Here is a 24,732-nt window from a genome sequence, read left to right as displayed (position 1 = left end):
CGCGTCCTCAGCCGATCGCCCGCAGGCCTTCGACGATGCGCACGCGGCTCGCCTGCACCGCCGGCACGATCGCCGCCGCGAGCGCCACCACGAACGCGCATGCGGCCTGCAGCAGCATCGTCTCGTGCGACACCATGAAGACCGGGAACACGCCGCCCGTCGCGCGCTTGAAAACCTCGGCCATCGGCGGGGTGGCGAGAATGCCGATGCCGCCGCCGATCGCGCAGATCGCGAGCGATTCGCCGAACACGAGCGCGCACAGAAACGCCGGGCCGAAGCCGAGCGCCTTCAGCGTGGCGTATTCGGTGATGCGCTCGCGCGCGCTCATCGCCATCGCGTTCGCCATCACCGCCATGATGATCAGGATAACGACATAAGAGACGACGCGTATCGCCGCGATAATCTGATTCGACATCGCGACGAAGCCGAGCTGAAACGCCTGCTCCGTCTCGGTCAGCGTTTCGGCAAGCGAGTTCTTGAAGACGCCGTCGATATTGCGCGAGACCGTGGCCGCTTCGTCCGGGTCCTTGATGCCGACCACATACACGCCGACCTGATCGACATTGCGTTTCGTTGATTTGCGAATGGTCTCGTTCAGGTAATCGTAGTGAAAAATCAGTTGCCGCGTGATGGTCGATTCATCGCGACCTTCCATGATGCCGCGCACGACGAAGTCCCACGTGCCTGGGTAGATCGTGCCTTTGAGCGGAATGACGTCGCCGACCTTGAAGCCGTACTGATCCGCGAGTTGCCGCCCGATCAGGCAGCCTTTCCGGTCGCGCTGATAATCGGAACGCGCCTTTTCCGAAACGATGAACTCGGGATACAGATCGAGATAGTTGTCCGACACGGCGAACTGCGCGAAGAAGTTTTTCGGATCGCGATAGACGCCGCCGAACCAGTTCGAGCGTGCGACGAGCGTCACGCCCTCGACGCCGCGTATGCGGTTTTCGTAGGCGAGCGGCAAGGGAAACACGAGCGAGATCGCATTGCGCGTGACGAGCCGCGCGTTCGACGCCGCCGCCGCGCCCGCGTACCACGCATCCACGACCGTATGCAGCAGGCCGTAGGCGAGCACGGCGACGGTGAGACCGAACACCGTCAGGGTGGTGCGCAGCTTGTGACGCAGCGCGTTGCGCAGGATCAGCTTGAGCACGGTCATAGTGGCTTAGCGCGGCGTTCCATCGATCAGTTCGCCCTTCTCCAGATGCACGAGCGCCTTCGCCGCGCCCGCCGCGTGCGCGTCGTGCGTAACCATGATGATGGTCTTGCCGAGCTTGTCGTTCAGGCGCTGCAGCATCGCGAGGACATCGGCGGCGGAGTTGCGGTCGAGGTCGCCCGTGGGTTCGTCGGCGACGATCAGCGTCGGGTCCGTGATGAGCGCCCGCGCGATCGCGACGCGTTGCTGCTGCCCGCCCGACAGCTCCGACGGAAAGTGGCTCATACGATCGGCCATGTTGACCATGTCGAGCACCATCGCGACACGTTCCTTGCGCTCGTGGCGCGTGAGGCGCGTGAGCATCAGCGGCAGCTCGACGTTCTCGAACGCGGACAGCACCGGCATCAGGTTATAGAACTGGAAGATGAAGCCGACGTGCGCCGCGCGCCAGTCCGCGAGCGCCGCTTCGGGCAGGCGCGTGATATCCAGCCCGCCGACGCGCAACTCGCCGCTGTCGGGCCGGTCGATGCCCGCGATCAGGTTCAGCAGCGTGCTCTTGCCGGAACCGGACGGGCCCATCAGCGCGACAAAATCGCCTTGCGCGATGGACAACGTGATGTCGGTCAGCACCGGCACCGTCTGCACCCCGCGCCGATACGACTTCGCCACGTGGCTGATCTGAACGAGAGGCGGCGTGCTCACGCTATTTCTTCGCCACGGTGACGCTGGCGCCGTCCTTGATCTTGTCGCCGGGCGACAGCACCAGAATGTCGCCGGGTTTCACGCCCTGCACCGCGAGCAGATCGCCGATGCGCTCGCCCGTCGTCACGGGCGTTTCGCGCGCGGTGTCGTGATCGATGACATAGACCACTTTCCTGCCGCCGCGCGTGACGACCGCCGAAGGCTGCACGGCCACGACCGCCTTTTTCTCCTCGGGCGGCACGGGCTTCGAGAGGAAGGCGACTTTCGCGGACATGTCGGGCAGCACGCGCGCGTCGCGATCGACGAAGCGCACTTTCACGAGCACGGTGGCTTTCGAGCGATCGACCGTCGGCACGATGCGCGACACGCGGCCCGCGAAGCGCGCGTCGGGCAGCGCGTCGAGCTGAATCTCGCACGGCTGGTCCACGGCGATGCGCGAGATGTTCGACTCGGCGACATCGGCTTCGACTTCGAGCGTTTTCATGTCGGCGATCGTGACGACCGCGCCCTTGCTGTCCGATGCCGACGAGAACGGCGTGATGTTGTCGCCCACGTTCGCGTGCTTCACGAGCACGACGCCGTCGAAAGGCGCGCGGATCACGGTCTGATCGACGGCCACTTGCGCGGCCTGCGCGTTGGCTTGCGCGGAGGCGATCGCGGCTTCGTCGCTGTTGATGGAAGCCTTGGCCTTGTCGAAGCGGGCGAGCGCCGCGTCGAACTGCGTCGCCGGGATCGCGCCCTGCGGAGCCAGGATTCTGAACCGCTTGAGATCGACTTCCGCGTTCTTCAGCTCGGCGCGCTGCAGTTCGAGATTCGCCCGCGCGACCTTCACCTGCGCTCGCGCCTGCGCGAGCGAGGCGGCGACGTCGTCGCTCTCGAGCCGCGCGATGATCTGCCCTTCCTTCACCACCGAGCCTTCCAGCACGCCGAGCCATTCGACCCGCCCCTGTCCTTTCGACGCCACCGCCGCCTTGCGCTGCGGCACGACGTAGCCGGTCGCGTTCAGGAGCGTATAGCTTTGCGACGGATAGACGGACGTGACGGTCGCCGTTTCCACCGCCTGCGGGCCGGTCATGCGCAACGCCACGGCGAGGAGCGCGAGCAGGATCGCCACGATGACGGCGTAGCGAAGCCAGTTTCGCCGGCGCCTCGGCATGGCGGCGGACGGTCCCCGGTCGATTTTGAGTTTGTCCAGATCGTGTTCAGCCAATTTTTGGGCTTGCGCCGCGGGACGTTCCGCGATTCGGGTAGGGGTGAAAGGATCGTCAGTATAGCGCCGGAGTTTGAACGGAATCATGTGTCCGAATGCAGCGGCCGATGACCCGGCGTGAAGCGCTCACTTTTGAATCAAAGTTAAAGATGCTTTGAGTTCAGCGCCGGTCACAGCGCCGCCAGTTGGGTACAGTGGGATCACACCGCGGCACACCCCAAACATCGAACACGGAGACGCCCCCATGAAGACGTATCGCATCGCAACCATTCCCGGCGACGGCATCGGCAAGGAAGTCGTGCCCGCTGGCCAGCAAGTCCTCGAAGCGATTGCACGCAGCACGCAAAATTTTGAATTCCAATTCGAGAACTTCGACTGGGGCGCGGACTATTACCGCCAGCACGGCGTGATGATGCCCGCCGATGGCCTCGATGCGATCCGCGACAAGGACGCGATTCTCTTCGGCTCGGCCGGCGACCCGGACGTTCCCGATCACATCACGCTGTGGGGACTGCGCCTGAAGATCTGCCAGGGCCTCGACCAGTACGCGAACGTGCGCCCGACGCGCATCCTGCCGGGCATCGACGCGCCGCTCAAGCGCTGCAAGCCGGAAGACCTGAACTGGGTGATCGTGCGCGAGAACTCGGAAGGCGAATACTCCGGCGTCGGCGGGCGCGTGCATCAGGGCCATCCGATCGAAGCCGCGACCGACGTGTCGATCATGACGCGCGCCGGTGTCGAACGCATTATGCGTTTTGCATTCAAACTCGCGCAGTCGCGTCCGCGCAAGCTGCTGACGGTCATCACGAAGAGCAACGCGCAGCGTCACGCGATGGTCATGTGGGACGAAGTCGCGCTGGCGATCTCGAAGGAATTTCCGGACGTGAAGTGGGACAAGGAACTCGTCGATGCCGCCACCGCGCGCATGGTCAACCGCCCCGCCACGCTCGACACCATCGTCGCGACGAACCTGCACGCCGATATCCTCAGCGATCTGGCCGCCGCGCTCGCGGGCAGTCTCGGCATCGCGCCGACGGGCAACATCGATCCCGAGCGCCGCTATCCATCGATGTTCGAGCCGATCCACGGCTCCGCGTTCGACATCATGGGCAAAGGGCTCGCGAATCCGATCGGCACCTTCTGGTCGGTCGTGATGCTGCTCGAACATCTCGGCGAGTTCGACGCCGCGAAGCGCGTCATGGCCGCGGTCGAAGCGGTCACTGCCGATCCCGCGCTGCATACCGGCGATCTCGGCGGCAAGGCGACGACCGCGCAAGTGACGGCCGCCGTGTGCGCCTACGTCGAGCGCGTGGAAGCCGCCGCGGCTTAAAGACCGATCGAGTTTCATCCGAGTTAAACGCGCCTGACCCGCGACGCCATGCACGTCGCGGGCGGCGGGGACGCCTGCGCGTCCTTTCAATCGAGAGCGCAACGCTCTGCCTCCCAAGGAGGAGACACATGCAATCCAGCATCGAATCCAGTGTCGAAGCGCGCGTCTCGCGCAAGCTCGCATGGCGCATCATTCCGTTCGTGATGCTGCTCTACTTCATCAGCTTTCTCGACCGCGTCAACGTGGGCTTCGCCGCGATGACGATGAACAAGGCCATCGGGCTTTCGCCCACCGCGTTCGGGCTTGGCGGCGGGTTGTTCTTCATCGGCTATTTTCTGTTCGAGGTGCCGTCGAACCTGATCCTGCACAAAGTGGGCGCGCGCATCTGGATCGCGCGCGTGATGGTGACGTGGGGCATCGTGTCGGTGGCGTCCGCGTTCGTCACGGGGCCGACGAGCTTCTACGTGCTGCGCTTTCTCCTCGGTGTCGCCGAAGCGGGCTTCTTCCCCGGCGTGATCCTGTATCTCAGCCTGTGGTTTCCCGCGAAGCAACGTGCGGTGGCGGCCGCGTGGTTCATGGCCGCCGCGCCGATCTCGACCGCGATCGGCTCGCCGCTCTCCGGCGCGATCATGCAACTGCCGCCGATGTTCGGTCTCGCCGACTGGCAGATTCTCTACGTCATCGAGGCGCTGCCCGCGATCGTGCTCGGCTTCGTCGTGCTCAAGTTCCTCACCGATACGCCTTCAAAAGCGCACTGGCTCGCCAGCGATGAACGCGAATGGCTCATCGCGAAGCTGAAGAGCGAAGCCGATGCAAAGCAGTCTCACGCGGGCCACACAGCGGGTGCATGGAACGCGCTGCGCGATCCGCGCGTGCTCGCCCTCGCACTGATCTACTTCGGCACGTCGGCGGGTCTCTACACGCTGGGCTTGTGGGCGCCGCTCATCATTCGCCAGTTCGGCTTCAGCGCGCTGGAGACGGGTCTCATCACCGGCATTCCGAGCGTGGTCGCCGTCGTCGCGATGATTCTCTGGGCGAAGCATTCGGACCGCACGCAGGAACGCACGTGGCATGTCGTGATTCCCTGCGCGCTGGCTTGCGTCGGCTTCATCTTCGCGGGTCAGGCGAGCACGGCGCTCTTCGTGATCCTCGCGCTCGTGGTGGTGAACGTGGGCATCAGCGCGGCGAAGGCGCCGCTCTGGGCGATGCCGAGCATGTTTCTCTCGGGCGCGGGCGCGGCGGCGGGCATCGCGATGATCAACTCGATCGGCAACCTCGGCGGCTTCGTGGGCCCGTTCGCAATCGGCTGGCTCAAGAACAGCACCGGCAGCTATGCGGCAGGCCTGTATGTGGTCGGCGCGACGCTCGCGATGTCCGCGGTCATCACGCTTCTCTTGAGCCGCAAGACCAGGAACGAGGAGGCGCATGCGGTGACGGCAAAGACGTAATGGCCATCGAGATTGAATTCATCATCACGCATGCAATATGCCAATTTGCCCGCTTCGTTTTAAGATAGCCGCTTCATCGTGACCCCGCTCGACGCGCGAGGAGTGGCAGTGTTCTTATTGAAACGTGGGCATGGCGCGGTACTGTGCGTGGCCTTTGCCTTGTCATGCGGCAGCGTGTCCGCTCTGGCCGCCACGGCATCCGCGGGCGATGCAACGAGCGGCGCATCGGTGCCGAGCATCCTTTCAGCCGTTTCGCTTGCGCCGAACTTCATGGGCGACGATCCCGAGCATGTCCGCGACGCGCTCGCGGGTCATCCGTCGCCCGGACAGCCGTCGTCGATCACGAGCCGCGTGCGGGCGTTTCTGTCGCATCCGTTCCGCAAGACGCCGCAAGGCGCATCCGGCGCCGCGGGCGCGAGCCAGGCCCGCGCGCAAGCGGAGCGCACCTTCGCGTTCGTCATTCCGGTTTCATACGGCGTGCGCTATCTGTCGAAGAAGAAGGTGCTCACGGTGAACGTGTCGCTGGCCGCGCCGGACCATCCGGACGCCATCCTGCTCAAGCAGACGGTGCAGGGACAAAGCGGCCGCAAGCTCGTCGTCGCGCCCGAGGCGAAGGAGAAGGGATTCGTCCAGACCTTCGATGTCATTCAGTTGCAGCCGCAAAGCGGCATCAAGACGACGGTGCGCGGCCGCATGACGCTGCCCACTTTTGACCGCGAGCGTGGCACTGGCGACTTCGCCATCGTGCTGATCTGCACGCTCGCGCCGCCCTATCTGATGGATGACATCGAGCACAGCGCGCCCACCGACGAAGAGCCGACCGACATCACGCGCCGGGTTTCGACGCTCAATGGCAACGTCGATGCCGCGTGGCTCATCGACCGCAAGGACGGCTCCATCATCACGAAGCGGCTGCACCTCGTCAAATGACGAGCGCCGATGCGGGTAGACAACTCCGTCTACTTCGGGCGCGGCGGGCCGACGCCGCTCGCCGATTCGCGGACGGGCGTGCTAAATCGACGCAACGCGACGGACTACAATCCTAGACAAATGGCGCCGCGGAGAACCTGAATGCCCGCCAGATTGAATGCCGTTCGCAAGACCGGACGCGTGGTCAGTCGGCGGCTGTTGCGACGCAACAGCACCGCTGCGATGCGGTTCGCCGAGTCCTTCTCGCGGTTTCCGGTGCTCGCCGGACTCATCGGCACGGCAATCGCCATTTCCATGGCCACGCTGTCATTCGCCGCGCTTTGGCAAGGACGCGCGCAAGCCCTGCAAAACGCGCATCAGGCATCGGCCAATCTGGTCGCCACGCTGAGCGCCGACATTGCACGCAATATCGAAGCGAGCGACCTGTCGTTGCGCACCATCGTAAGCGGCGTGGAGAATCCCGCCGTGATGGCGCTCCCGCCCGACCTTCGCAAGCTCGTCCTGTTCGATGGCGCGACCGGCATGAACTACGTCGGCGGCGCGTTCGTGATGAATCGCGAAGGACGGATCATTCTCGAACGCGATGCTTCGCAGCACGCCGACCTCGTCTTCAGCGATCGCGATTACTTCAAGGTTCACGCCGAACACCCGGGCGCGGGCCTGTTCATTTCCGGTCCCTACGCGTCGCGGCTGCGCGATGGCACCACCTCGCTGGCGGTGAGCCGGCGCATCGACGGGCCGGACGGCGCGTTCGCGGGCGTCGCTGTCATCGCACTGAACGTCGATTACTTCGATAGCCTGCTTTCACGCGTGAGCGTCGGTGCTCGCGGCTCGGTGTTCATCGTGCAGCAGGACGGTGTGATGATCGCGCGCAAGCCCGCGTTGCGGCGCGACGAAGCGGGATATGTCGCGAAGTCGCCGAGCTTCGCCGCGATGAGGGACGCAACCTCGGGTTCGTACATCTCCCGCTCGCCGATCGACGGCGTGCGGCGGCTCTATACCTTCCAGCGCGTGCCGGGCACGCATCTGATCGCGGCGGTCGCGCCCGCGGAAAACGACGTGCTCGCGGCATGGCGTCAGCGCAGCCTCCTGATAGGCGGCCTGACGCTGATGTTCGGCGGCGGCTTCATCATCATCTCGTGGCTGCTTGCGATCTCGCTGCGTTCGCGCGGGATCGCGCAGGAAAAGCTGCAGCGGCTCGCGGGCACCGATGCGCTCACCGGCCTGTGCAATCGGCGCGCGCTCGATCGCAGGCTCGACGAGGAATGGCGGCGTGCGCGCCGCGCCGATCAGCCGCTCTCCGCGCTATTCGTCGATGTCGATTACTTCAAGCTCTATAACGACACGTACGGTCACGCGATGGGCGACGATGCGCTCACCGCGGTAGCCGATTGCCTGCAGTCTTCGACGAAGCGTCCTGGCGATATCGTGGCGCGCTACGGAGGCGAGGAATTCGTGGTCGTGCTGCCGGGCACCGCCGCGACCGGCGCGGTCACGTTCGCGGAACGCCTGCGCGGCAGCGTGGAAGGGCTCGCCATTGCGAACAGCGCCGCACCCAGGGGCGTACTGACCATCAGCATCGGCTGCGCCACCGCCTCGCCGCGTCTGAGCGACAATGCGCTCAAGCTGCTCGACAGCGCCGACACCGCGCTCTATCTCGCCAAACGCGCCGGGCGCAATCGCGCGATTCACGAAAACAGCGTCGCAAGCGGCGGCGCGTAGCGCGCGGCATCATGCATTCTGCATGCAATCGCACCTTTTGCATGCCACATACAAAACAGGTTCGACGGAGACAAGCCGATGACCGCATCCAACGCCGTGCTCGCCATTCTTTTCTCGCTGCTGCTGGGCGCGATGATCCCCGGTCCGAGCTTCGTGATCGTGGCGCGCAACGCCATCGGCATCTCGCGCGCCGATGGTCTCGCGACCGCGCTCGGCATGGGTGTGGGCGGCATCGTCTTCGGCGGCGTCGCGCTCGCGGGGCTCTATACCCTGCTCGTCGCGGTCGAATGGCTTTACATCGGGCTGAAGGTTGCCGGCGGCCTGTATCTGATCTATATCGCGTCGAAGATCTGGCGCGGCGCCGCGCAGCCGATGTCCATGCCGGCCCGCGACGACGCTCCCGTGCCCGCGCGCAGCGCGCGCAAATCGTTCTGGCTCGGTCTCACGACGCAACTGAGCAATCCGAAGACCGCCATCTGGTACGGCAGCATTTTCGCCGCGCTCTTGCCGCACCATCCGCCGCTGTGGTGCTACGTCGTCTTGCCGCCGATGGTCTTCGCCATCGAGACCGGCTGGTACACCATCGTCGCGCTGGGGTTCTCCAGCGAGCGCCCGCGCGAGATGTATCTGCGCGCGAAGAAGTGGATCGACCGGATCGCCGCAAGCGTGATCGCCGCGCTCGGCCTGCGCCTCGTGCTCACGGCGGGCAAAACCGGTTTGTGATCCGGCATGCAAAAGGCATAACGCCATTTGGTATCTCGCATGCAAAGAACCAGCGACGCGGCCTTCCTTTCGTTTCGCTGACGCACTGCGCGCACGCCTCCTCCTTGGCGCAGGACTTGCTTTTGTCCGCGCAGCATCCGGCGATACGACCGGCACTTGCACAAGGAGGAGACGATGCAAGACGATATCCGCGAGATCACGGCTTCCCACGACGACCGGCACAATGCCTGGCTCATTCCGTCGATCCGCAAGGCGCATGAACGCTCGGAGACGTTCGGTCTGAACGCCACGACGCGGCCCGACTACGATGTGCTGACCGAAGGCGAACTCCTGCTCAAGCTCGAACAGAATCGCGTGCTGTGCGCGCACGCGACGCCGGTGATGGAAACGCTGCGCGAACAGATCGTCAACACGCAAAGCATGATCGTGCTGACCGACGCGCAAGGACTCATCCTGCATTCGACGGGCGACGACGACTTCCTCGCGCGCGCTGAAAAGGTCGCGCTGCGGGCCGGCGCAAACTGGGCCGAGGAGCGCCAAGGCACCAACGCGATCGGCACGGCGATCGCGGAACGTTCCGCGACCGTCGTGCATGGCGACCAGCACTATCTCGCCGCGAACCGCTTCCTCACGTGTTCGAGCGTGCCGATCCTCGATCCCTACGGCGACCTCATCGGCGTGCTCGACGTAACGGGCGATCATCGCAGCTACCATCGCCACACGATGGCGCTCGCGCGCATGTCCGTGCAGATGATCGAAAACCACCTGTTTTCCAGCACGTTTCAGGGCATGCTGCAGATTGCGTTTCATGGCCGCGCCGAATTTCTCGGCACGCTGATGGAAGGCATCATGGCCTTCACCTGCGACGGGCGCTTTCTTTCGGCCAATCGCAGCGCGCAGTTTCAGTTCGGCCTGCCGCTCTCCGCGCTGCGCGCGCATACGCTCTCGTCGCTGTTCGGGCTGACGAGCGCGCAACTGATCGACCGTTCGCACGCGAGCCGCGCGCCGCATATCACGCTCGACCTGAACAACGGAACCGTCGTATGTGCGCGGGTGCGCCTCAATCGCACGCCGATCGCCGAGATGAACTCCGCTCCGGCAACGGTCCGGCCCGCGCCGCGCGCCTCGGCTCCGGTCGATGCATCGTCGCGGCTCGCGTCGCTCGACACGGGCGATCCGAAAGTGGCCGCCGTCATCGGCAAGGTGCGCAAGGTCATCGGCAAGGACATCACAGTGCTCATCACCGGCGAAACGGGCACGGGCAAGGAACTGCTCGCGCAGGCGATCCATAGCGATTCGCCGCGCCGCGCGGGGCCGTTCGTGGCCGTGAATTGCGCATCGATTCCCGAGAACCTGATCGAGTCCGAGCTCTTCGGTTACGAGGAAGGCGCGTTCACGGGCGCACGGCGCAAGGGCGCGGCCGGCAAGCTGTTGCAGGCGAACGGCGGCACGCTCTTTCTCGACGAAATCGGCGACATGCCCTATCCGCTGCAAGTGCGCCTCCTGCGCGTCCTGCAGGAACGCGTCGTCGATCCGCTCGGTTCGAGCAAATCGATACCGGTCGATGTCGCCATCATTTGCGCGACGCATCGCAACTTGCGCGACATGATCGAGCAGAACCGCTTTCGCGAAGACCTGTATTACCGGCTGAACGGACTCGTCGTGAAGCTGCCGCCGTTGCGCGAGCGCACCGATCTCGCGGCCGTCATCACGAAGATGCTGCACGCCGTGAGCGCCGACGAAGCGTGCGGCATGCGCCTGTCCATCGACGACGAAGTGATGGCGCTTTTCGAGCGCTATGCGTGGCCCGGCAACTTCCGGCAACTGTGCAATCTGCTGCGCACCGCCGCCGCAATGGTGGACGGCGACGGCTGCATTCGCCGCGAACATCTTCCCGAAGATTTCTTCGACGAGCCTCGCATCAGCGCGCACATCGTGTCCGAAGCATGCGCTTCATCGGCGCCCGGATCGGGACGTCTGGAGGAGGTCACGGCATCGGTGATCGCGGCCGCGCTCGCGCGTCATCGCGGCAATGTCTCCGCCGCCGCGCGCGCATTGGGGATTTCCCGCAACACGATCTATCGAAAGATGCCGGCCTGTTCAGCAATGGAGCAATGAGTTGTTCCATGCGGTGTTCCACTTCGATACACCCTCGTTCCGAAGAGACACAGTGCCGTTATATCGGCTCGACACCATCGAAAAGGAACTGAAAGCGATTAGCGTGTGCACGCGCGGCACCTTCATGGAAGGCATGGAGTTTGCATTTTCGACGTCCGATTGCGAAACGGTTCGCGATCTCGCTCGATCATCAAAGGAGATGAACATGCAATGGACGACGCCCGCCTTCACCGATCTGCGCTTCGGCTTCGAGATCACGATGTATATCGCCACACGATGATGCATTGATGAAGGCAAGCCCGGATGCTTCGCGGCGTCCGGGCTTGCGCCCTTTCCTTCCCTCTCGCCCATGAACGCCACGACCCCGCATGCGGGCGCACCCTCGCGCCCGCGTTTGCGCGCGCCATTGAAGCTGCACTGGCACGCGGACATGCGCTCGTGCGAGATCGTGCATCCGCGCGGCAGCGTCGAGCTCAACCGCAGCGCGGGCGAAATACTCGCGCGCTGTGACGGCACGCGCGAACTCGACGGCATCATCGGCGAAATCGAAGCGCGCTTTTGCATGTCGGGTCTTGCCGCCGATGTGTATCGCTTCATCGACGAAGCGCGGCGTCTCGGCTGGCTCGACTGATCCCGTCGCTGTCACATCGGGCAACACGCCCAACGTTCCATTGCTCCACGATGCAACACACACGCCTGTGCGCCACAGGCCGCGCGCATGCGTCGCTTCGCGCGTGAGATCCGCATGCAGCAAGGCGCGCCCGAGCGTGAAGCGTCAATGGCACATGACTTGCCTCGATGAGGCCGCAACTGTTTCGCATCGCTATCGATATTCGAATGACGTCATACCGACAATACCCAGGAGACAACGATGAAGACTCGCTTCAGTCCGGCCATGCGCATCGCGGCACTCGCAGCAGGCGCCGTCGCGGCGTTCGGCGTGGCGCAGCATCAGGCCATCGCGGCGGGCGGCACGCCGGCGCAGTATCCGGATGTCAGCTATGAACGCCTCACGAGCGCGCAAGACGATCCGGGCTGGCTCACGTACTACCGCACGTATAACGGTCACGCGCATTCGCCGCTCAAGCAGATCGACACGAGCAACGTGAAGGGCTTGAAGCAGGTCTGGAGCTACAAGTTTCCGAAGGAACTTCAGCAAGGCTTCGAAGCGACGCCTATCGTCAACGGACGCTATCTCTTCGTGACCACACCCAAGGACAACGTCTACGCATTCGATGCCGCAACGGGCAAGCAGCTCTGGAAATACGAGCCGAATCTCGATGCGCGATCGTTCAAGACCGCCTGTTGCGACGTGATCAATCGCGGTGTCGCCTTATACGGCAAGAACGTCTATGTCGCCATGCTGAACGGTGAAGTGGCCGCGCTGGATGCGCAAACAGGCGCGCTCGTATGGAAGAAAGCGATGTTCGATCCGGGCGTGGGCTATGCGTTCTCGCTTGCGCCGCTCGCGCTCGACGGCGCGCTCGTCGTCGGCAGTTCGGGCGGCGAGTATGGCGCGCGCGGTTTCATCGCGGCACTCGATCCCAATGACGGCAAGGTGCTGTGGAAACGCTATACCGTGCCCGGCGCAAAGGAACCCGGCGGCAACACCTGGCCCGATGGCATGCAGGAGCATGGCGGCGCGCCCGCATGGCTTACCGGCACCTACGACGCCAAGAGCAGGACGCTCTACTGGGGCGTCGGCAATCCAGGGCCGTGGCTCGCCGATCTGCGGCCCGGCGACAATCTCTATTCCGACTCGCTGCTCGCGCTCGATCCGAAAACGGGCGACCTCAAGTGGCACTATCAATACACGACGCACGACACGTGGGACTATGACGGCGTCAATACGCCGGTTCTCGCGAACATCAAGTATCAGGGCAAGGATTACGACGCGATCATTCATGCGGACCGCAACGGCTTCTTTCATGCGATCGATCGCAGCAACGGCAAGCTGATCTACGCGCGCCCCTTCGTCACGGCGACATCCGTCACGGGCTATACCGACGATGGCAAGCCGATTCAGGACCCCGCCAAGTATCCGAAGACGGGCACCACCATCGAGACATGCCCGAGCTTCCTCGGCGGCAAGAACTGGTGGTCGGTTTCGTACGATCCGGAGACGCATCTCGCGATCGTGCCGGCCTTGCATGCGTGCATGTCGCTGTCGGGCAAATCGGTGACGTACATGGAAGGCCTGCCCTATCTCGGCGAAGGCTTCGAGATCAAGCCCGAGCCCAATAGCAAGGGCTATGGCGAACTGCAGGCGATCGATGTCGATACGGGCAAGAAGGTCTGGAGCCACTGGACCAAACTGCCCTGGAACGGCGGCGTCGCGACGACGGCGGGCGGCCTCGCCTTCAGCGGCTCGCTCGACGGCCATCTCTACGCGTTCGATGAAAAGACCGGCAAGGTCTTGTGGCAAAGCCCGAAGCTCGCGAGCGGCATCATCGCGCAGCCTTCGGTCTACGAGATCGACGGCAAGGAATATGTCGCGATTCTCGCGGGCTACGGCGGCGCCAACCCGATCTGGGGCGGACCCATGGCGAAGGCCGCGGACAAGGTGCCGCGCGGCGGCACGCTCTATGTGTTCGCGCTCAATCGCGCCTGACCCATTCGATCGAACCGCGAGCGCGTTGCAGCGCGCGTTCGCGGCGTTCACACATCTCCTCGGACGTATCGATATGAATCATCCATTTCACTCCATTCGCGCAGCGGGCATGCTGGCCGCATGCATCGCGCTCGCGCCCTCGCCCTCCGAAGCCGCGGTGAAAATCTGCACGTTTCCCGGCAGTCCTTCGGCGGCGCTGGATCGCGGTGTCGCGCAAGCCGTCTTCGCACGCGCCCGGATTGCGGCGACGTTCGTTGCGGACGGCATCGGCGAAGGCGACGACGACGGCGTATCGCTCAAGGAACTCGACAGAACGCTCGCACGCAACTGCGATGTGATCGCGGGCTTTCCGCGCTCCGCCGTCGCCGATGCGGCCGACAGCAGGATGCGCTTCTCGCGCGGCTATCTGCGCGCGGGCTATGTGAGCATCGAGGCGCCCGGCGCCGAACTGAAAGAGGCCGCGAAGCGCACCATCGCCGCGACGTATGCGAGCCCGGCGCAATTGATCGCCGTGCAACAGCAGGACGTGACGCTCGATCTCGAGAACACCTCGGCGGCGACGGTCGAAGCCGTGGCGAACGGACGCGCGCAACGCGCGATCGTCTGGTATCCCGCGGTCGTCGCTTATCGCAACGCGCATCCGGAACGCAGCTTCGCCGTGGCCCCCGCCGATTCGCCGTACGCGGACTGGCAACTGACCTTCGCGTTCGGCGACAAGACGGCGGCCTTGCGCTCGCGCATCGACGATGCGCTCACGTCCCTGAGCAACGAGGGCCGCCTGCAGGCATTGACGAAGCCATGGAGCTTGCCGGCGCAAACGGCATCGGCGGCGCGCTATCTCGACGCGCCTGCGACCTCATCGTTCAGGCATGCGTCCAGGCATGCCGGCATCGTCCTCGCGGACATGAACGGCTCGCAAGCGGGCCGCGTCGTGAAGATCGCGAACGAAGGGAGCATCGCGCCGCCATCGTTCGAGCAGGCGCAAACGACGCACGGCAAGACGCTCTATTCGAGCGCGTGCGCGAAGTGCCACGGCGCGCAGCTTCAGGGCGTGACGGCGCCGGCGTTGCAAGGCCCGTCGTTCGCACCGGCATCGAATTCTCATCTCACGGTGGGCGGCATCTTCAACTACATGGCGACCAACATGCCGGCGGATCGTCCGGGCAAGATGAAGGATCAGGATTACGCCGACATCATGGCCTTCCTGCTGCTATCGAACGGCTACAAGCCCGGCGCATCGAAAATGACCGCCGATAGTGCGCGCGCGTCGGCCTTGCCGCTGAATGCCGGGCCGGGCCGCTAAGTGCGTCATGCTTGAATACATCACAACGTGATATATACTGAAAGTGTCGCGCGGGCGGACCGACACGTGCCGCAGCGCGGCGCAATGTGCGAGTCAGCCGGTTTTCGTGCCGGCGGGAGGCCAGCGTCGTGCTTATCAATAACGAGTTTGAAATCGGCTATCTGGTGGTGGTTTTCGCTTTGCTCGGCGTCATCCTGATCGGCGCGCTGCTCACGGCGCTGCATCTGGATCGCTGGCATCCGAAGCTCATCAGCGCGACGCTCGGGGCGTTACTCGGGCTTGCGCTGATCGAAGCGGTGCCGATGCTCACCTGACGACACACCCTGACGTTTCGTCGAAAGCTTCGGTTCGTTGCGATACCAGGGCGGCAGCATGCTCCGCAAGCGGGGGCATGTGAGCCGCCTTGTCTCTTGTTGCCTCGCCGGCCCTTCCGCGGTTCTTCTTCCGTTTCGCCGCGCGCTGCATTGGCATAATGCAGGCATGGCAGCGATATACCCTTCCTCATTCAGCCTGCAGGCCTTCTTCGGCGCGCCCGAAGCAAGACGGCTGCTGCGCACCCTCATGAGTTGCGCGATCAGTTACGGCGCCGCGCGGCTCGCCGCGCTGCCCGAAGGCTACTGGGCGCTCATCACGACGCTCGTCGTGGTGACGCAGCCAAGCCTCATGCAAGCGGTCAATACGGCGCGCGACCAGATCATCGGCGCATTCATCGGTGCGGTCGCGGGCGTGCTCGGCATCGTCGCGATGCAGCGCGGCGCGCCGCCGCTTGCCGTCTTCAGCGTCGCGCTGCTGCCGCTCGCCGCGTTGAGCGCCAAGCAGCCCGCGTTCAGGCTCGCCTGCGTGACGCTCGTGATCGTCGTGCTGATTCCTGCGGGACCGGGCTCGCCATTCGAGCGGCCGATGCATCGCGTGCTGGAGATCCTGATCGGCGCGGCGTCGTCGTTCGTCGTGGCGGCGTTGTGGCCGAATCGCGCGCTCGACGCTGCGCATCGCAGCGTCGCGGATACCTTGAGCAGTCTCGGTCGTCTGATCGGGCTGTATCTGTCGGGAGAACCGGACGACGCCCGCGCGCAGCACCTCGAAACGCAAAGCACCGACGCACAACAAGCGCTCGACGACGCGTTGAAGGAAGCCGCGCGCGAACACATCATCGTGCTCGTGCAGAATCGCCGCTCGGACGCCATCGACAAAGCTGCGCCCTTTCTGCGGCGGCTACATAGCGATGCACTCTTTCTTGCGAAGGCGGTATCGCGTTCGGATCGCGAGGCCTGCGCCGCGCGTCTCGGCGCAACGGGCCGCGAATTGCAGGCCGCGTTCGAGGCGCTTGCGGGCGTGCTGGCGTCGACGCGTCAGGACGATGAGAACCTTGCGCGCGTGCGTGCTTCGGTGAGCGGGCTCAAGCACATGCTCGCCACGCAGGAACCGACGCACGGTGCGCAGGAAGTGGCGCAGTTCGTCGTCGGTCTGATCGTCGCGGATCTCGATGCGCTGATCGCGACGATCTATCCGCCCAAGGAACGCGCGGCCTAGCGCGAGAGACCGCGCGCATCGATCGGCCAGATGTCCGTCACGCGCTCGCCTCGGTAACACACGTACTCGTCGTAGAGATTCACGGTCGGATCGCAATGTCCGGGCGGCAACAGCAGACGCTGGCCGACGAGCGGCGCGAAGTCGTCGCCGGGCGCATGCTGCGCTTGCAACATGCCGTGCTCGTCATTCGCGCTGCAGTAGGTCAGCGCGGCCTCGATGGTCGCATCGAGCCATCGCATGCTGCGCGGCAGGCCTGAATCGACCGCGAGACCTTTCAGGCCGACGTCGCACACGGCCATGCCGGGCCGCGTCGCGCTCATGATCGTCGACAGCACGAAAAGGCTGTGACGCCAGCGCAACTCCCCGCCCCAGCCGATGCCGCCGTAGTCGCCGTCCATGAACAGATACGAGCCAGGCTGCAGTTCGGTGAAGACGCCGCTCGCCGCATCGAATTCGACCGTGCCGGTGCCGCCGCCCGTCACGATGCCGCATTGCACGCCGCGTGCATCGAGCGCGCGCAGATAGCGTGCGGCAATGTCCGCGGCGCGCTGCGCTTCGAGCTTGCGCGCGCTCCAGTCGGCGACGTGCTGGATGCCGCCGTGATACGCCTGAATGCCCGCGAAGCGCAACGCGCTGTGCGCGGCGATGCCGTCGACGAGCGTAAGCAGCGCATCCTCGTTCGTCACGCCGCAGCGATGCTGACCGGCATCGATCTCGGGCAGCACGTCGATCGTCACACCGGCGCGCGCGGCCGCCTCGCCGAGCGCGGGCACTTGCGGCAACGCATCCACGCACACCGAAAGACGCACGTGCGATGCGAGTTCGACCGCCATCGCGAGCTTGTCCGCGCCGACGAACTCGTTGCTCACATGAATACTCGCGATGCCCGCCGCCGCGAACGGATACGCCTCCGACAACTTCTGGCAGCACACGCCGACCGCGCCCGCCGCGATCTGACGCTTCGCGATCTCGCTGGACTTGTGCGCCTTCGCGTGCGGCCGTAAGGCGACGCCATGCCGTGCGGCGAATCGGGACATCGCGGCGAGATTGGCGTCGAACGCATCGAGATCGAGCGTCAGGGAAGGCGTGGCGACGGAAGCAAGGGCGTCGCCCACGCGGGCGGCGGAAGGAGGTGCGAGCGTCATGGCGAGTCGTGGCGTTGAAGTGGGATCAGGCATCGATCATAGCGCCGCTGCATTCTGCATGATGAATGATGCATGCATAAAACCATCCGCTCGCACGGCGTCATGCCGGAATCCCGGTTTCGAGAATTGCGCCTTCGTCCTTGAGCGCCTGGATGCGCGCCTCGTCGAAGCCGTATTCGCCGAGCACCTCGCCCGTGTGCTGTCCGAGAAGCGGCGCGGGACGCGACGCTTTCGTGCATCCCTCGGAAAAATGAATCGGCAAGCCGATGCCCCGCATCGGGCCCGCGAGCGGATGCGCCGTCTCGACGATCATCCCGCGCGCGATAGCCTGCTCGTGCGACGACGCCTCGGGCACGCCGAGCACCGCGCCGCTCGGCAGGCCGATTTCGTCGAAGCTCGCGAGCCACTCGCCGATCGTGCGTTCGGCGAGTCGCGCGCTCAGGATCTCGACCAGCGCCTCGCGATGCTTGAGCCGCCCTGCGTTGGTCTGAAAGCGCGCATCGTCGGCGAGGCCGGGAATCTTCAGCACATCGACGAGACGCTCGTAGTTGCTCTGATTCGCCGCGCCGATATTCACCCAGCCGTCGCGGGTGCGGAACGCCTGATACGGCGCACTCGTCGGATTCGCGGAACCCGCTTTCGGCAGCACGGTGCCATCGGCGAAGTAGTTCGCGAAGGCCCAGTACATCTGCTGCAGGCCCGCCTCGAAGAGCGACGTATCGACCATCTGGCCGAGACCTGTCGCCTGCTTTCGCGCATAGGCCGCACTGATGCCGAGCGCCGCCAGAATGCCCGCGTTGATATCGGTGACAGGCGAGCCCGCCTTGATCGGCGCCTGACCCGGCTCGCCGGTCATGCTCATGAGGCCGCTGAGCCCTTGCGCGATGAGATCGAAGCCGCCCTTGTCGGCCATCGGCCCGCTGCGGCCATAGCCCGATATCGCGCAATAGATGAGGCCGGGGTTCATCGCCCTGAGCGTGTCGTAGCCCATGCCGAGCTTTTCCATCGTGCCGCGCCGATAGTTTTCAGTCACGACATCCGCGCTCGCGAGCATCTTCCTCAGCACTTCCTTGCCGCCTTCCGTTTTCAGATTCAGCGCGATGCCCCGCTTGTTGCGGTTGACGATCATGAACGATGCCGACTCGCCGCTCGCGAGAATCGGCGCGAAACGCCTGCAATCGTCGCCATTCGGAATCTTTTCGACCTTGATGACATCCGCGCCCATGTCCGCGAGCATCATCCCGCAGATCGGCCCCGACATGATGTGCGCGAGCTCGATCACCCGCATGCCCGCGAGCGGCCCCGCGCCCGCCGCCAGTTTCGTGTCCGCCATGTCATCGCCCCTTGAATTGCGGTTGGGTCTTGTCGAGAAACGCCTGATAGCCCGTGCGGAAATCCTCGGTGCCGAAACAGGCGAAACCTTCGTCGCGCTCCGCTTCGGTGAGCGGCGCCGCGTCCATCACGCGGCGCACGAACTGCTTGTGCCAGCGCGCGACGAGCGGCGCGCCGTCCGCGATGCGCCGCGCGGTTTCGTAAGCATGCGCGGTGACGTCCGCGTCCGCGACGATGCGCGTGACAAGCCCTTTCGCAAGCGCTTCCCTGGCGTCGAAGATGCGGCCTTCGAGAAGAATCTCGAGCGCGGCGGCCGGTCCCGCGAGACGCACGATCCCCTCCATTTCCGCATGCGCCATCACGAGACCGAGATTCTTGATGGGCACGCCGAAACGGCTCGATTCGCCGCAGATGCGCAGATCGCACATCGCCGCGATTTCGAGGCCGCCGCCCACACAGATGCCGTGAATCATGGCGACGATCGGATGCCGGCATTCGCGTAATGCATGCAAAGTGCGATGCATGATCGCCCCATAGCTGCGCGCCTGCTCGACATTGGCGCGATCCGTGCGGAATTCGCCGATGTCGTTGCCCGGCGAGAACGCCTTTTCGCCCGCGCCGCGCAGCACGATGCAGCGCAGCGCATCGTCGCCGGACAGCGTCTCGATGGTTTCGCCCAGCGAGCGCCAGAGATGCTTGGTCATTGCGTTGAGCTTCTCGGGCCGGTCGATGACGACCGTCGCGATATCGCCGTCGCGCTCGATCAGGATGGATGGTTCCGCCACATCGCCTCCTTGGATTGAATGCTGCATGCGTTATTCGATGCGGTTCATTGCATGCAGAATGCATTGAACCGCTCCGCCTGCACGGTCACACGAACTTGCGCCCGTGCGCCGGGTCGTCCTTTTCCTTGTCCTTTTCTTCCTCCACCTCGAGCGTGCGATCCGGCCGCATCGTGAACGAGAGGACGATGCCCACGGCCATGAGAATCATCGACACCGTGAAGGGCAGGTTCCAGTTGCCGGTGCGATCGATGAGCCAGCCGCCCAGAACCGGACTGATGATCGCCGCGAGCGCCGAGCCGGAATTCATGATGCCGGCCGCCGTGCCCGCATGCTTCGGCGCGATGTCCATCGGCACGGACCACATCGGACCGATCGTCATCTCGTTGAAGAAGAAGCCCGCGGACAGGCAGACCGCAGCGAGCGTGATCGAGATATTGGAGACCAGCATGATCGGCGCGAGCGACAGCAGCGTCAGCGCCATGCATACGCCCACCATCACGTTGCGCGCGAGGCGCACGTTGCCGCTCTTTCTCAGGATGCGGTCCGTTACCGAGCCGCCGAGCCAGTCGCCGAGCACGCCCGCAAAGAACACGCCGGACGCGAACAGCGCCGACTTGCCAAGCTGCATGTGATAGCTGTGCAGGAAGTACTGCGGAATCCAGCCGAGAAAGAGCCACAGCACCCAGCCGTAGCAAAAGTACACGGCGGTGACGGGCGCCATCCGGCCGAGCAGCGTGCGCCACGGCACCGGCGCGCGTTGCTTCACGCCCGAATAGCTCGCAAGCGTCGCGCATTCCGATTCCGTAATACGCGGATGATCGCGCGGATTGTCGCGGAAGTAGAACACCCACGCCACCGCCCACAGGAAGCTGATGATGCCGGTGATGATGAACGCGCCACGCCAGCTCGTCGCGACCATGAGCCAGACGATGAGCGGCGGCGCCACCGCATTGCCGATCCGCGATGCCGCATGCGTAATGCCCTGCGCAAAGCCGCGCTGGTCGGCGGGCATCCAGTTGGACATCGCGCGCGTCGCGGTCGGAAAGGTCGCGCCTTCGCCGAGGCCGAGCAGCACGCGCGCGACGATCAGCGAAAAGAAGCCGCCCGCGAGACCGGTCAGCACGGTGGCGCCTGCCCAGATGATCGCGCACAGCGTGAGCGTGCGGCGTGGCCCGAAGCGGTCGCCCACCCATCCGCCGATGATCTGAAACACGAGATACGGATAGGCGAATGCGGAAAACACGAAACCGACCTGCGTGTGCGAAAGACCGAGTTCGGCGCCGAACTGGCTGGCCGCCGTGCTGACATTGACCCGGTCGATATAGGTGATGAAATACATCGCGCATAGCAGCAGCAAAACGCGCGTGGTGGCTCGACGGAACATCATCGTCTCCTGGTGTAGCCGCGTGCGTGCGCCGGACGCCTTCGTCATGCAAAGGCGCCGGGTGACGGCATGCGGAACTTCGCGTGGGGTACGTCGGATGAGCGTTGCTCGAACTGCGTGCTATTTGCTACTGCGTGCGGCGGCGCAATTTGCGGATGCGTGGTTTGCGCGGTGAAGTCATCGGCTTGTCTCCTGGTCGCGGCTCGTGTGTCCGCTTTAGTGCTTCGGTGAATGAAGGAACGCTGGTTTTCGCTTGTCGTCAATCCTTTGCATCGAGCGCCATGTCGAGCACGCGTGCAACGTGCAGCGCTTCTCTTTGCGCGCCGTCCGCGATCTGATGACGGCAACTCGTGCCGTCCGCGACGATCAGTGCATCGCGCGCCGCCCGCACGGCCGGCAGCAGTGACATCTCCGCCATCGCCTGCGATGCGTCGTAATGCTCCGCTTCGTAGCCGAAGCTACCGGCCATGCCGCAGCACGACGATTCGATCGTCTTCACGTCGAGGCCGGGAATCCAGCCGAGCACTGTCTCGACGGGACGCACGGCATCGAATGCTTTCTGATGGCAGTGTCCGTGCAACATCGCCGTGGGCCGGTCGAGCGCTTTGAGTTCGAGGCGCAAACGCCCCGCCGCTTCTTCGCGCACGAGAAATTCCTCGAACAGGAACGAGGCTTCCGATAACTTCCGGGCGGCGTCGCCATAGCCATATCCGAGAAACTCGTCCCGCAGGGAAAGCAGGCACGACGGCTCCAGTCCGACGATCGACACGCCGCGTTCGACATACGGCAGCAGCGCATCGAGCGCGCGGCGCGCTTCGGCCTTCGCTTCATCGACGAGACCGGCCGAGAGAAACGTGCGTCCGCAGCAGAGCGGCCGCTCGCCCGTCTTCACGTTGAGATGAACCGTATAGCCCCCGGCTTCGAGCACGCGTTGGGCCGCGCGCGCATTGTCGGGCTCCATGTAGTTATTGAAGGTATCGACGAAGAGCAGCACTTCCTTGCTGGCCGATACCGCTCGCGTGCGCTGCGCGCTCTGCAGAAAAGGCTTCGTGAAGCGCGGAAAGGCGCGCTGCGGCGCGAGGCCGATCTTCGTCTTCAGCCAGCGCGCAACGCCCGGCATGCTTTCTTCGACGACGTGCGCGAGCGCCGGCATGCGGCTCGCATACGGCGCATAGCGCGGGAGGAATGCAACCAGCCGGTCGCGCAGGCGCACACCGTGACGCGCCGTCCATGCGGCCCGCGCCTCGATCTTCATGCGGGCCATATCGACGCCAGTGGGACAGTCGCGCTTGCAGCCCTTGCACGACACGCACAGATCGAGCACGTCTTTCACGTCGCGGCTCGCCAGGCCGTCATCGCCCAACTGTCCCGACAGTGCCAGCCGCAAGGTATTCGCGCGGCCGCGCGTGAGATGCTGCTCGTCCTTCGTGATGCGATAGCTCGGACACATCGTGCCCGCGTCGAACTTGCGGCAATGGCCGTTGTTGTTGCACATCTCGACCGCTTTCGCGAGCCCGCCGGACAGATCGCCGCCGGAGTTGACCGGGCCTTCTTCGCCCGTCAGCGGATCGCGTGTGACGTTCCATGCGGACCAGTCGAGATGCGGCGTCAATGCGCGTTCGCGATACGAAGGCGGAAAGCGAAAGTTGGTCGTATCGTCCATCTTCGGCGGCGCGACGATACGGTCCGGGCTCAGGCGGTTCTCGGGATCGAAGAGTTGCTTGATGTCGCGGAACGCCTCGTTGATGCGCGGGCCGTATTGCCACGCCACCCACTCGCCGCGGCACAGGCCGTCGCCGTGCTCGCCCGAGAACGCGCCCTTGTATTCGCGCACCATCGCCGCCGCCTCTTCGGCGATCGCGCGCATCTTGCCGGCCCCGTCGCGGCGCATGTCGAGAATCGGCCGCACGTGCAGCGTGCCCACGCTCGCATGCGCGTACCACGTGCCTTCCGTTCCGTGCTTCCTGAAGACTTCGGTGAGACGGCTCGTGTATTCGGCGAGATGTTCGAGCGGCACCGCGCAGTCTTCGATGAAGGACACCGGCTTGCCATCGCCCTTCATGCTCATCATGATGTTCAGGCCCGCCTTGCGCACTTCCCACAGGGCCTTTTGCGGACCGGCATCGGACATCTGCACGACCGCGCCGGGCAGGCCGAGATCGCTCATCAGTTCCACGAGCTGCGCGAGCTTCGCGATCTGCATGTCGCGATCCGCGCCCGCGAATTCGACGAGCAACACCGCTTGCGGCCGGCCGACCAGCGCTTTCTCGATGACGGGCCTGAACGCCGGATTCGACATCGCCAGATCGATCATCGTGCGATCGACCAGCTCGACCGCGACGGGCCCGAGCTTCACGATGTGCTGCGTCATGTCCATCGCATCGTAGAAGCTCGGGAAGTTCACCACGCCCAGCGTCTTGTACGTCGGCAAGGGCGCGAGCTTCAATGTCAGTTGACGGCTGAATGCGAGCGTGCCTTCCGATCCGACGAGCAGGTTGGCGAGGTTCGGTTCGCCGTCTGCGCTGAAAGGCAGCGGGCTCTGACAATCGAAGAGATCGAGGTTATAGCCGGCCACGCGCCGCAGCACCTTCGGAATGCGCTCGCGCATCTCCTGTTGCTCGCGCATGGCGATGTTGCGAACGCCATCGAAGAGATCGCGCACGCGGGCATCCGCCGTCATGGACGAGAGCGTGCCGAAAGCGGCTTCGTGACCGTCGGCGAGGATCGCGTCGATGGCGTCGACGTTGTGCACCATGATCCCGTATTCCATCGAGCGCGAACCGCACGAGTTGTTGCCCGCCATCCCGCCGATGGTGCATTGCGCGCTCGTCGAGACATCCACCGGAAACCACAGGCCGTGCGGCTTGAGCCACGCGTTCAGATGATCCAGCACGACGCCCGGCTCGACCGTCACCGTGCGCGCGTCCTTGTCGAAGCGAACGATGTTGTTGAGCCACTTGGTCGTGTCGATGACGAGCGCCTCGCCCGTCGTCTGCCCGCATTGGCTCGTGCCCGCGCCGCGCGCCAGCACGCTCGCATGGCTGTCGCGCGCGATCTGCAGCGCGACGCGCAAGTCGTCCTGATCCTTCGGCACGACGACGCCCGCCGGCATGATCTGATAGATCGACGCATCGGTGGCGTAGCGTCCGCGCGATGCGCGGTCGAACAGCACATCGCCCTTCAGTTCGCGCTGCAAGCGCGCCTGCAGCGGCGTCGGCGTGGAGGCGAGCCGCGCACGCGCGGAAGCGGGCATCAGATGGATCGGCTTGACGAGACGGTCGGTGGGGGAATTGAGCATCG

General features: G+C 64.7%; 20 protein-coding genes. 12 read left to right on the top strand and 8 right to left on the bottom strand.

Annotation, left to right across the window (positions count from 1 at the left end; translation table 11 throughout):
• Positions 1-7: 7 nt before the first annotated feature.
• The 3 genes from LY284_RS30730 to LY284_RS30720 are packed head-to-tail and all read right to left on the bottom strand — an operon-like array spanning position 8 to position 3,071.
• The gene (locus LY284_RS30730; protein WP_233389957.1) at positions 8-1,162 is read right to left on the bottom strand and encodes an FtsX-like permease family protein; all 1,155 of its coding nucleotides are present in this window, start codon (positions 1,160-1,162) and stop codon (positions 8-10) included.
• A gap of 6 nt (positions 1,163-1,168) precedes the next feature.
• Positions 1,169-1,861: an ABC transporter ATP-binding protein gene (locus LY284_RS30725; RefSeq protein WP_233389954.1), complete on the bottom strand. Its 693-nt coding sequence runs from the start codon at positions 1,859-1,861 to the stop codon at positions 1,169-1,171.
• 1 nt (position 1,862) lies between these two features.
• Positions 1,863-3,071, bottom strand: coding sequence for an efflux RND transporter periplasmic adaptor subunit (locus LY284_RS30720; protein ID WP_375294318.1), 1,209 nt, complete (start codon positions 3,069-3,071; stop codon positions 1,863-1,865).
• 244 nt (positions 3,072-3,315) lie between these two features.
• Between LY284_RS30720 and LY284_RS30715 the strand changes: the two genes are divergently transcribed.
• The 12 genes from LY284_RS30715 (at position 3,316) to LY284_RS30660 (ending at position 16,786) form a co-directional block, all read left to right on the top strand.
• Positions 3,316-4,401, top strand: a complete 1,086-nt coding sequence (locus LY284_RS30715) for a tartrate dehydrogenase (protein WP_077161024.1) — start codon at positions 3,316-3,318, stop codon at positions 4,399-4,401.
• A 128-nt stretch (positions 4,402-4,529) separates the two neighbouring features.
• Positions 4,530-5,849, top strand: coding sequence for an MFS transporter (locus tag LY284_RS30710; protein ID WP_255724896.1), 1,320 nt, complete (start codon positions 4,530-4,532; stop codon positions 5,847-5,849).
• A 108-nt stretch (positions 5,850-5,957) separates the two neighbouring features.
• Positions 5,958-6,779, top strand: a complete 822-nt coding sequence (locus LY284_RS30705) for a hypothetical protein (RefSeq protein WP_233389951.1) — start codon at positions 5,958-5,960, stop codon at positions 6,777-6,779.
• A gap of 141 nt (positions 6,780-6,920) precedes the next feature.
• Entirely contained in the window at positions 6,921-8,501 is a 1,581-nt protein-coding gene (locus LY284_RS30700) for a sensor domain-containing diguanylate cyclase (RefSeq protein ID WP_233389949.1), read from the top strand.
• Positions 8,502-8,579: 78 nt separating this feature from the next.
• Entirely contained in the window at positions 8,580-9,224 is a 645-nt protein-coding gene (locus LY284_RS30695) for a LysE family translocator (protein ID WP_233389946.1), read from the top strand.
• A 174-nt stretch (positions 9,225-9,398) separates the two neighbouring features.
• Positions 9,399-11,342, top strand: a complete 1,944-nt coding sequence (locus LY284_RS30690) for a sigma-54-dependent Fis family transcriptional regulator (RefSeq protein WP_233389944.1) — start codon at positions 9,399-9,401, stop codon at positions 11,340-11,342.
• A gap of 205 nt (positions 11,343-11,547) precedes the next feature.
• Positions 11,548-11,622: a pyrroloquinoline quinone precursor peptide PqqA gene (pqqA, locus tag LY284_RS30685; protein WP_008347847.1), complete on the top strand. Its 75-nt coding sequence runs from the start codon at positions 11,548-11,550 to the stop codon at positions 11,620-11,622.
• 69 nt (positions 11,623-11,691) lie between these two features.
• Positions 11,692-11,973: a pyrroloquinoline quinone biosynthesis peptide chaperone PqqD gene (gene pqqD, locus LY284_RS30680; RefSeq protein ID WP_233389942.1), complete on the top strand. Its 282-nt coding sequence runs from the start codon at positions 11,692-11,694 to the stop codon at positions 11,971-11,973.
• 240 nt (positions 11,974-12,213) lie between these two features.
• On the top strand, positions 12,214-13,953 hold the full coding sequence (locus tag LY284_RS30675; RefSeq protein WP_233389939.1) for a methanol/ethanol family PQQ-dependent dehydrogenase: 1,740 nt from the start codon (positions 12,214-12,216) through the stop codon (positions 13,951-13,953).
• Positions 13,954-14,026: 73 nt separating this feature from the next.
• Positions 14,027-15,256, top strand: coding sequence for a c-type cytochrome (locus tag LY284_RS30670; RefSeq protein WP_233389937.1), 1,230 nt, complete (start codon positions 14,027-14,029; stop codon positions 15,254-15,256).
• 128 nt (positions 15,257-15,384) lie between these two features.
• Positions 15,385-15,570 carry a hypothetical protein gene (locus tag LY284_RS30665; RefSeq protein WP_077161029.1) on the top strand — a complete coding sequence of 62 codons (186 nt, stop codon included), beginning with the start codon at positions 15,385-15,387 and terminating at the stop codon, positions 15,568-15,570.
• A gap of 166 nt (positions 15,571-15,736) precedes the next feature.
• Positions 15,737-16,786 carry an aromatic acid exporter family protein gene (locus tag LY284_RS30660; protein ID WP_233389935.1) on the top strand — a complete coding sequence of 350 codons (1,050 nt, stop codon included), beginning with the start codon at positions 15,737-15,739 and terminating at the stop codon, positions 16,784-16,786.
• Here the strand turns inward: LY284_RS30660 and LY284_RS30655 are convergent.
• The 5 genes from LY284_RS30655 to LY284_RS30635 all read right to left on the bottom strand — a co-directional run bounded on the left by LY284_RS30655 (position 16,783) and on the right by LY284_RS30635 (position 24,730).
• Positions 16,783-17,931, bottom strand: coding sequence for a DSD1 family PLP-dependent enzyme (locus tag LY284_RS30655; RefSeq protein ID WP_233389933.1), 1,149 nt, complete (start codon positions 17,929-17,931; stop codon positions 16,783-16,785). The genes LY284_RS30660 and LY284_RS30655 overlap by 4 nt on opposite strands.
• Before the next feature lie 100 nt (positions 17,932-18,031).
• Positions 18,032-19,264, bottom strand: a complete 1,233-nt coding sequence (locus tag LY284_RS30650; RefSeq protein ID WP_233389932.1) for a CaiB/BaiF CoA-transferase family protein — start codon at positions 19,262-19,264, stop codon at positions 18,032-18,034.
• A gap of 1 nt (position 19,265) precedes the next feature.
• Positions 19,266-20,075: an enoyl-CoA hydratase-related protein gene (locus LY284_RS30645; protein WP_255724897.1), complete on the bottom strand. Its 810-nt coding sequence runs from the start codon at positions 20,073-20,075 to the stop codon at positions 19,266-19,268.
• Between the two features lie 58 nt (positions 20,076-20,133).
• Entirely contained in the window at positions 20,134-21,435 is a 1,302-nt protein-coding gene (locus tag LY284_RS30640; protein ID WP_045462329.1) for an MFS transporter, read from the bottom strand.
• Between the two features lie 256 nt (positions 21,436-21,691).
• Entirely contained in the window at positions 21,692-24,730 is a 3,039-nt protein-coding gene (locus tag LY284_RS30635) for an FAD-binding and (Fe-S)-binding domain-containing protein (RefSeq protein ID WP_233389928.1), read from the bottom strand.
• Positions 24,731-24,732: the final 2 nt, after the last annotated feature.

Origin of the sequence: Caballeronia sp. PC1 (genome assembly GCF_021353155.1) — a bacterium.
Classification (GTDB): domain Bacteria; phylum Pseudomonadota; class Gammaproteobacteria; order Burkholderiales; family Burkholderiaceae; genus Caballeronia; species Caballeronia cordobensis.
The sequence above is the reverse complement of the archived record's forward strand: the minus strand, read 5'-3'. Positions and strand labels throughout refer to the sequence as shown.

Coding starts and splice junctions, on each gene's coding strand:
- LY284_RS30730 (WP_233389957.1), bottom strand. CDS start 1,162: ATGACCGTGCTCAAGCTGATCCTGCGCAACGCGCTGCGTCACAAGCTG.
- LY284_RS30715 (WP_077161024.1), top strand. CDS start 3,316: ATGAAGACGTATCGCATCGCAACCATTCCCGGCGACGGCATCGGCAAG.
- LY284_RS30710 (WP_255724896.1), top strand. CDS start 4,530: ATGCAATCCAGCATCGAATCCAGTGTCGAAGCGCGCGTCTCGCGCAAG.
- LY284_RS30700 (WP_233389949.1), top strand. CDS start 6,921: ATGCCCGCCAGATTGAATGCCGTTCGCAAGACCGGACGCGTGGTCAGT.
- LY284_RS30695 (WP_233389946.1), top strand. CDS start 8,580: ATGACCGCATCCAACGCCGTGCTCGCCATTCTTTTCTCGCTGCTGCTG.
- LY284_RS30690 (WP_233389944.1), top strand. CDS start 9,399: ATGCAAGACGATATCCGCGAGATCACGGCTTCCCACGACGACCGGCAC.
- pqqD (WP_233389942.1), top strand. CDS start 11,692: ATGAACGCCACGACCCCGCATGCGGGCGCACCCTCGCGCCCGCGTTTG.
- LY284_RS30675 (WP_233389939.1), top strand. CDS start 12,214: ATGAAGACTCGCTTCAGTCCGGCCATGCGCATCGCGGCACTCGCAGCA.
- LY284_RS30670 (WP_233389937.1), top strand. CDS start 14,027: ATGAATCATCCATTTCACTCCATTCGCGCAGCGGGCATGCTGGCCGCA.
- LY284_RS30660 (WP_233389935.1), top strand. CDS start 15,737: ATGGCAGCGATATACCCTTCCTCATTCAGCCTGCAGGCCTTCTTCGGC.
- LY284_RS30655 (WP_233389933.1), bottom strand. CDS start 17,931: ATGACGCTCGCACCTCCTTCCGCCGCCCGCGTGGGCGACGCCCTTGCT.
- LY284_RS30650 (WP_233389932.1), bottom strand. CDS start 19,264: ATGGCGGACACGAAACTGGCGGCGGGCGCGGGGCCGCTCGCGGGCATG.
- LY284_RS30645 (WP_255724897.1), bottom strand. CDS start 20,075: ATGCAGCATTCAATCCAAGGAGGCGATGTGGCGGAACCATCCATCCTG.
- LY284_RS30640 (WP_045462329.1), bottom strand. CDS start 21,435: ATGATGTTCCGTCGAGCCACCACGCGCGTTTTGCTGCTGCTATGCGCG.
- LY284_RS30635 (WP_233389928.1), bottom strand. CDS start 24,730: ATGCTCAATTCCCCCACCGACCGTCTCGTCAAGCCGATCCATCTGATG.